5 protein-coding genes are annotated in these 8,095 nt (G+C 67.2%); 3 read left to right on the top strand and 2 right to left on the bottom strand.

Features of this window, described 5'->3' with window-relative positions; translation table 11 throughout:
* Positions 1-25 precede the first annotated feature (25 nt).
* Positions 26-625: a DUF2793 domain-containing protein gene (locus tag H7965_RS27570; protein ID WP_186773741.1), complete on the top strand. Its 600-nt coding sequence runs from the start codon at positions 26-28 to the stop codon at positions 623-625.
* 861 nt (positions 626-1,486) lie between these two features.
* Positions 1,487-3,082: an ABC transporter substrate-binding protein gene (locus H7965_RS27565; RefSeq protein WP_186773740.1), complete on the top strand. Its 1,596-nt coding sequence runs from the start codon at positions 1,487-1,489 to the stop codon at positions 3,080-3,082.
* Between the two features lie 246 nt (positions 3,083-3,328).
* Here the strand turns inward: H7965_RS27565 and H7965_RS31845 are convergent, their stop codons facing one another.
* The gene (locus H7965_RS31845) at positions 3,329-5,143 is read right to left on the bottom strand and encodes an ATP-binding protein (RefSeq protein WP_222440855.1); all 1,815 of its coding nucleotides are present in this window, start codon (positions 5,141-5,143) and stop codon (positions 3,329-3,331) included.
* Positions 5,140-6,189 carry an FIST signal transduction protein gene (locus tag H7965_RS27555; RefSeq protein ID WP_222440854.1) on the bottom strand — a complete coding sequence of 350 codons (1,050 nt, stop codon included), beginning with the start codon at positions 6,187-6,189 and terminating at the stop codon, positions 5,140-5,142. Before H7965_RS27555 ends, H7965_RS31845 begins: the two co-directional genes overlap by 4 nt.
* 608 nt (positions 6,190-6,797) lie before the next feature.
* Between H7965_RS27555 and H7965_RS27550 the strand changes: the two genes are divergently transcribed.
* Positions 6,798-7,931 carry an MBL fold metallo-hydrolase gene (locus tag H7965_RS27550; RefSeq protein WP_222440853.1) on the top strand — a complete coding sequence of 378 codons (1,134 nt, stop codon included), beginning with the start codon at positions 6,798-6,800 and terminating at the stop codon, positions 7,929-7,931.
* The last annotated feature ends 164 nt before the right edge of the window (positions 7,932-8,095 follow it).

Raw genomic sequence — 8,095 nt, 5'->3', positions numbered from 1 at the left:
GTCGCCACGGTCTGAAGGAGAGCCCATGTCCGGGACAACAACCCCACGCCTGGCCCTGCCCTATATCGCGGTAGGGCAGGCGCAGAAGGAACTCGCGCATAGCCAGGGGCTGAACCGGCTCGATGCACTGTTGCAGGCCACGGTGCAGCAGGTGGGACTGAACACCCCACCTGCCTCGCCCGCGGAGGGGCAGATGTGGCTGGTCGGGACCAGCCCGACCGGCGCCTGGGCAGGGCAGGCCAACCGGCTGGCGCAGCGCATCGGCGGGGCCTGGGCGTTCTACGCGCCCTTCCTCGGGCTGCAGGTGTTCGACGCGGCGACGCTGACGCAGTGGGGCTGGCACGGCAGCGGCTGGGCTTTGGTCGCGCCGCGGCTGCTGGATGCGAGCCTCACCTATGATCCGCCCAACCTCGCTGCCGGCGCGAGCGTCACCACGATCGTGGCCATCACCGGCGCCGCGCTCGGCGATCATGTCCGGGCGAGCTTCTCCCTCGACCTGCAGGGCATCATCCTGACCGCTTGGATCTCGGCGGCGAACACGGTCAGTGTGCGGTTTCAGAACGGCACGTCGAGTGCCATCGATCTGGGCAGCGGGACGCTCAGGGTCAGGGTGGAGAAGGGGTAGGACATGGGGCGGTCTGCGCCGAGCGCTGGAAGCAGGCTGCCGATCGGCTCAGCCGGATCGAGATGGTGCTGGGCAGCATCGTGCTGCTGCTACTCGTCGGTGAGGGCAGCGTGGTGCAGGTGCTGAGGCGGTTGATCGGCGGATGAGCGGCCTATCCGCGTTGAGTGTCAATCAGCATGGAAGGTGCGAACCCGGGATCAGCCTCAATAGACGCGACGCACCAGCTGGAGCAAGCCTCCGAGTATCTTCCACTATCGCACCAAAGGCGTAGATATGGTTCCACTTGTGACCATTACAGGCTATAAAGAGGCAAAGGGGTTGAGGGTCTTTATCGCTAACTTCGGCCAGTCAAACTATTTATGACCGAAATGCCTGGATAGCAGCACGGTAGCGGCCATCAACGACGAGCGTATTCACCACTTTTGGGAGCGGCGTGACCGCGCAGGCTTTGTCGACTTCGCGGTGGCAAACCTGAAGACTGCCAAGCCTCACCACTTTAACCGGCTCGTTCTCCGTCATCAGGACCAGCGCGTCTGCTTAAAGTTCCCGCCGCTAGCCGAGGTGGTACCGGAGTTCGCGCCTGTCCGCGTCGCAGAGGTAGACCGGGACGCTGTTCTGCGAGAGCCAGAGCCTACACCGCCGGCTCAATCACCACGGCCTCGGTGATAGGAGATCAAACGCCCCGCCGACGTCCGAGTGGAGGTCGGCGACGAGGTCCGTCCTCTCGCCTGATGCCGGATAACACTGACATGCGGCGCGGCTTCGCTGTGGCGGCGCCACGCGGCTTGACACTGGGCGGCGGCTCGAAGGACGTTTGCCACTGATGCCGGCGAAAGACCGGCGGTTCGGGAGACGTTGGACATGCAGTGCAGGATCCCTGCCACCGCGGCCATGCTTTCGGCCGCGCTAGCGGTCGTAACACCGACCGCGGCGCAGCAGCCGGCCCGCGGCATCATCATCGGCGCACAGACCCCGCCTTCGTCGCTCGACCCGCACTACCACAACACGACGCAGAACAACGCCGCGCTTGGGCAGATTTTCGAGCGCCTGTTCGAGCTGACGCCGCGTGGTACGCTTGAGCCGCGGCTGGCCGAGCGCGTGCGGGCGCTGGATGACACGACTTGGGAAGTAACACTGCGCGCCGGCGTACGCTTCCATGACGGTACGCCCTTCGAGGCGGATGACATCGCCTGGACCTATGCGCGTATCCCGCAGGTGGCGAACAGCCCGGCGCTGTTCACGGCGGCCGTGCGCACCATCACTGCGGTGGAGGTGAAAGACCCGCGCACCGTCATCTTGCGCACCCGCGAGCCCAATCCGATGCTGCCCGCTGATCTGGCGAGCCCGGTCATCCTCTCACGTCGTGTCCATGGCGCGGCGGGGCAAGCCCCGGCCACTTCGGAGTTCAACAGCGGGGCGCTGGCGATAGGCACGGGACCGTATCGCCTGGTTTCCTTCGCACTTGGCGACCGTATGGAGCTGGCGCGGAATGAGCAGTACTGGGGCCCGGCCGAGCCATGGGACCGGGTGACCTTTCGCTACATCCCGCAACCCGGCAGCCGGGTGGCGGCACTGCTGGCCGGCGAGGTGGACCTGATCGACTATGTCCCCTCGCAGGACATGGCTCGGCTGGAGCGCGATGCGCGCTTCCGCCTATTCGGCACCGACAGCATCAGCACGGTCTACTTGGCGCCGGATGCCATGCGCGATACCACACCCTTCGCTACCGACAACCAGGGTCGCCCGCTGGCGAAAAACCCGCTGGCTGACCGGCGGGTGAGGGAGGCGCTGTCGCTGGCCATCCCGCGCTCCGCAATTGCGCAGCGGCTATACCAGGGCCAGGCGACGCCGGCTGACCAGTTCGCCGCGCCGGCCGCCGAGCACCGGCTTGAAGGTCAACCGCCGCTGGCCTTCGACCCCGCCCGAGCCCGCGCTCTGCTAGCCGAGGCGGGCTATCCGGAGGGGTTCCGGCTGACCGTCCATGGGCCAGTTAACTTCTTCCCATCGGACGACAACCTGCTGCAGGCCGTGGCACAGAGCTTCACCCGCGTCGGTGTGGAGACCCAAATTCAGACCCTGCCGGGCCCGACGCTGTTCACGCGCGCGACGAACCGCGAGTTCAGCATGTTTATCACGTTTTTCTCCTCCTGGTACGCCATCAACCCAATCCGACAAGTGGTGATGACGCGCGACCCCGTGCTGGGCTTTGGGCCGTTCAACCGCACCCGCTACTCTAACCCTGCGGTCGATCGCCCCGCTGCCGAGGCGCTGGTGACCATGGACGAGGAGCGGCGTCGCGCCCTGACCCATGAGGCGATCCGCGCCATGATGGAGGACAAGGCGGTGATCCCGGTGGTGGTGCTGAGGTATGCCTGGGCCGGGCGGCGCGACCGCGTGACCTACGAAGCCTCGCCGGGCGGGTGGACCACGTCGCTCTACGCGCGGCCCGTACCGTAACGTACTGCTGGCTGGGCGCAACGGCACGAGCTCTGTCTGCATCAGTCGAACAACACGGTCCGGGTGACAGCGCGGAATATCTCGCCGACGGCAAACTTTGACCTCGGCTCAGCTGCCTTATCAGCAGCGATGGCGAAACAGCGCATCTCTTAAGCGAAGTGGACGGGTGCCTCGGCTGACAGGAACCCGCTGACCACCATCACTCTGACGATACCATCTCTGCCATTAGCCGGTCCGTCGTCAAGTCTAGGCGCTTCCGTCGAGGGCGTCCCGGACCTGGGTTGCAAGGTCCTCGAAGGTGAAAGGCTTGGTGAGGAGTCGCACGCCTGGATCCAGCCTGCCGTGGTGCACGATGGCATTGCGCGCGTAGCCTGTGGTGTAGAGCACCTTGATCCCTGGGACGCGGCGGACTGCCTCCTCGGCCAGCTCGCGGCCGGTGCGACCGCCGGGTAGAACCACGTCGGTGAATAGCAGGTCGACCCGCTCCTCCTGTGCCAGCAGGCGTAAGGCGGCCTCTGCGTCACCCGCCTCCAGCACCTGGTAGCCCAGCTCCCGGAGCACCTCGCAACTGAAGGCACGCACCACCGCCTCGTCCTCCACCACCAGGACCGTCTCGCCCGCCGAGCCGCCTAGCGCCGCCTGCCGGTCCGGCGTGTCCTCCGGCGCATCCTCGCCATGGAAGCGCGGCAAATAGACCTTGATCGTCGTGCCCCGCCCGACCTCGCTATAGATGCGCACATGGCCGCTGGACTGCTTGACGAAGCCGTAAACCTGGCTCAACCCGAGGCCGGTACCCTGGCCTATGGGCTTGGTCGTGAAGAACGGCTCGAAGACCCGATCCGCCACCTCCGGCGGCATGCCATAGCCCGTGTCGCTGACGGAGACCTCAATGTACTGGCCCGGCCGCACCTCGGAGAACGCCTTTGCATACGCCTCATCGAGATAGGTGTTGCGCGTCTCGATGGTGAGCTTGCCCCCGTCGGGCATGGCATCACGCGCGTTCACCGCCAGGTTCAGAAGCGCGTTCTCCATCTGGCCAGCGTCGACCTCCACCCGCCACAGCCGTGCAGCCAGCACCCCCTCCAGCTCAATTGTCTCCCCAAGAGACCGATGCAGGAGCTCCGTTATACCGGCGACCAGGCGGTTGAGATCCACCGGCTTCGGCTCCAGCGGCTGACGGCGCGAGAAGGCCAGCAATCGATGCGTGAGCACGGCAGCCCGTCCGGCTGCCGCCGCCGCCGTGTCGATGTAGCGCCCGATCTCGCCCACTCGCCCCTGCTCGATGCGCCTCCTCATGAGGGCGAGGCTGCCGCTGACACCGGTCAGCAGATTGTTGAAGTCGTGCGCGACACCGCCCGTCAAATGGCCGAGCGCTTCCATCTTCTGCGCCTGGGCCAGCGCCGCCTCAACCTCGCGACGTTGCGCCATCTCCGCTTCCAGCTGCCGGGTGCGCTCTGCAACGCGTTCCTCCAGCGTAGTGTTGAGCTCGCGCAATGCGCGGTTGAGTCGGTCGGCCTCCGCCAGCGAACGCGCGAGCTCAGACCGCGCCGCGTCGAGCGCACTGGCGAGGGAGGCCGCGCGCGCCAGTGCATTGCGTGCCTCCGCGGCCAGCCCGGCAGAGACAATCGCCGTGCTCTCTGCGTGCAGCAACGCCGCGAGCAGGGGGAAGCCAATCCGGTCAAGCTCCTGGAGAGGTGCCGACGCCGCCTCTCCGCCGAGCAGCACCAGCGCCGCATTGCCATCGGCACCCATGAGGGCTGAGAATGGAACAAGGCTGTGCCGGTCAGGGAAGGCGACGGTGCCCGTCACCGCGTTCGAGGTTCCGCAGCGAGCAAACAAGTCGCGCCAGGTCGGGCCGCCGGGAAGGGTCTGAGGAAATCCCGGCGCCGGCCGCAATACGCCCAGCTCGTGATCCCGGACCAGCACCAGGACGGCGTCCACTCCCCAATGTCGGGCCAGGGCAGCCGCGGCTGCGTGCCGACTGGCGGGATCGGCCAGGGCATTGACCAGCCGTATGTCGGCGTCGCCCTGCTCGGAATTTCCGTCGTCCGGGGCGATCACTCCGGCAGCACGCAGACGACGGCCGTGCAGTTGTGGAAGCCCTCGAACTGCCCCTCAGCCCGCGCGATCTGCCCATGGGTGTTGCAGCCGACCAGCGGCACCCCGGTGATCTGCGCCCTGACCGCGTCGAGTTCGGTGGCGAAGGCGTCGCCCAGGCGCAACCGCGTGGCCACACAATCGAAGAAGAGCGCCACCTTCGGCCGGTGCCCGCCGAGGCCCGCCAGCGCCGCCGCGGTCGCCCGCTCGGCGGCCACGACGGTCGACTCCGCCGTGCTGCACATGATGCGGACCCGGCTGCCCACCGGGACCTCCGCCGCGCATAACACCGCCCCCGCTTCGTCGATCGCCAGCGGTACGCGCAGCCGGTAGCCAGCACCGGTATCGACGCCGAGGATGTTTTGCAGAAAGAAGGGGACCGGCGCCTGCCGGTCGAGCGTCTGGCCGAGCCGCTCGGCATGCGCTTCGAAGGCTTCGACCGCCGGCAGGCCGTTCAGGCCGATCAGCCGCAGCCCCTCGGCCTTCGTGACGCGGAATGCCGGGCTGGCTGGTTCCCAGCCATGACCGACCCCAATGCCGAGCGGCTTGGGCGAGAGGATTTCCAGCGTCACAGCGGCGTCGGTCAGCACCTCGGTGCCGTGAAAAACGACCGTCCGCCGGAACTGCGCATCGTCGCCGGCCCCGCCGCCAAAGAATTGGTACTGACCCACGGTGGCGAGCGTCAGCTCGTCGAGCAGCGCCTGGGCATGGCCCGCCAGCGCATCGGTGAGCACAAGGGCCGCACGATGGGGAGCTTGCTCCGTCATGCCGCGGAACGACGCTGTGAGGCCGCGCGCCGCCGCTGCCGGGTCCTCCCGAAGGTTGCGCCCGATCCCGGCAGCGAAGCGTAGCTCGGCGCTCTTCAGGGCCAGGGCGCAGGCCATGCCCTCGCCCTGTATGTTGCGGGCAAACTCTCCGGCCGAGGAAGCGCCGACCAGCACCCCCACTGGGCATTCACTGACAAGCGCCTGGAGCAGATCCTGATGGGCATATCTCGGCGAGGCGAACACCAGGAGCGCATCGGGCGGCCCGGACAGCCCAGTGCGAACCTCCTGGCCCAGAGCACGGCCCGCCTCGGCGCTGTCCTCCAGCTTCGTGCAGGCAATCGCTGCTTCCATCGGCCATCCCTTGTTGTCGTGAGGACAAGATTTCTCTGTCGGGTCGTCGGTCCTTCAGGTCGCCTCACAGAAGGAACTGCTGCTTACCAGCGCCCTAATGTGCTGGCGAGTTCACCTTTTTGCATGGGACGGTGCTCATCTTCGCCCAGATTGGTTCCTCAGCTATGATGGGTAAATCGAGCTCGAGGCGCCGCAGCTGTTCGGCTGCTGGGGAGGCTCCGGCGCTGCTCTGCGGCACTCTGGCGCTGCCGGTCGGGACGCACAGCCTGGCGTTGAAGACGACCTGGGACCTGCCAAGCCTGGTGGCAGGAGCGACTGCCGTGCCGTATGTTGCCGTGACCGAGGCGCAGGGCCGGCTGCCTAGCACGTGACGGCGGACCGTCGGTCCGCTTCATGCGGACCATCGACGGGCGCACCGATAAGCGGCGGGGCGCACACATGCGTGATCCTCGCCACGCCCTCCCACGGCGCATAGTCACTGCCGGAGGACCCGCACGATGATGACCGTTGTCACTCGTCGCCGTCTGCTCGGCGTTTCCGCCCTCGCCCCAATGCTGACCTGCACCCGGCTGGTGCAGACCCAGGGCGAAGCTGCGCCGACGCCGAGCATCGAAGCCCCTGTGGTGGACAGCCTGTCGATCCAGGTGGTGACCGACGGCAACCACGACGTCTTCATCTCCGGGGCACAAGTCCCGGGCATTCGCGTCGAGCGCGTGCGCGGCTTCCGTGGTGCCCAGGAGCGGCGGGCGCTCCGCAGCGAGCATGGCCTCTCGCTGTATCTCACGTCCCATAGGGGCGACGAGACGCGGAGCTTCCTCCTCGACTTCGGCTACACGCCGGAGACATTGAACAACAACCTCGAGTTGCTCGGGCTCGAGGTGGCAGGGCTCGATGCGCTGATCCTCAGCCACGGGCACCTGGACCACTTTGGTGGGCTGGAGGGCTTCCTGGCCAGACACCGCGCCGCGATGAAGGGGGACCTGCGCCTCTACGTAGGGGGCGAGGACGTCTTCTGCTATCGCCACAGCCCGGCCGGCAACGGCGCCTTCGCCAGCTACGGCGTGCTAGATCGGCGGATGCTTGAGGCCGGGCAGGTGCGGCTGGTATCGTCGGAGGAGCCACTGGTCGTCGAGGGCCACGCCTTCAGCACGGGCGCCATCCGCCGGACCAGCTTGGAGCGCGTGCTGCCCAACAGCTTCGTCGAGTTCGGCCGGCGCGACAGCGCCGGCTGCGACGTGGCGAACTACGCGAACCACCACTTCACCCCGGCCGAACTGGCCGGCCAGCCGGTGCCGGACCAGCACCTGCACGAGACCGGCACCTGCTTCCATGTGCGGGACCGTGGCTTGGTGGTCATCACCTCTTGCGGCCACAGCGGCGTCATCAACACGGTGCGCCGGGCGAAGCAGGTCAGCGGCGTGGACAAGGTTTATGCCCTGGTCGGTGGCTTCCATCTAGCGCGGGCGCCCGACGATTACCTGAGCCGCGTGGTGACCGAGCTGAAGACCCTAGACATTGAGCATGTCCTCCCGATGCATTGCAGCGGCTTGAACTTCCTGGAGGCAGCGAAGCGGGAGATGCCGCAAGCGCTGGTGCTCTGCACCACCGGCAGCCGCTTCACCTTCGGGGCCTAGGCGCACACCAGCCGCTCGCCGCCGGCTCAGGCGGGTACCGCCTCGATCAGGCCGACCGTCATCCCTGTTGGTAGCAGGCGCGTGATCCGTAGTCCCACCGAGGCGAGGAGCGCCCGCCACTCGCCCTTGGTGCGCTCGCGCCCGCCCGTCCTGACCAGCATGTT

The organism is Siccirubricoccus deserti (assembly GCF_014283215.1).
Taxonomy (GTDB): domain Bacteria; phylum Pseudomonadota; class Alphaproteobacteria; order Acetobacterales; family Acetobacteraceae; genus Siccirubricoccus; species Siccirubricoccus deserti.
Note: the sequence above shows the minus strand (reverse complement) of the source record. Positions and strands in the feature narration are given on the sequence as shown.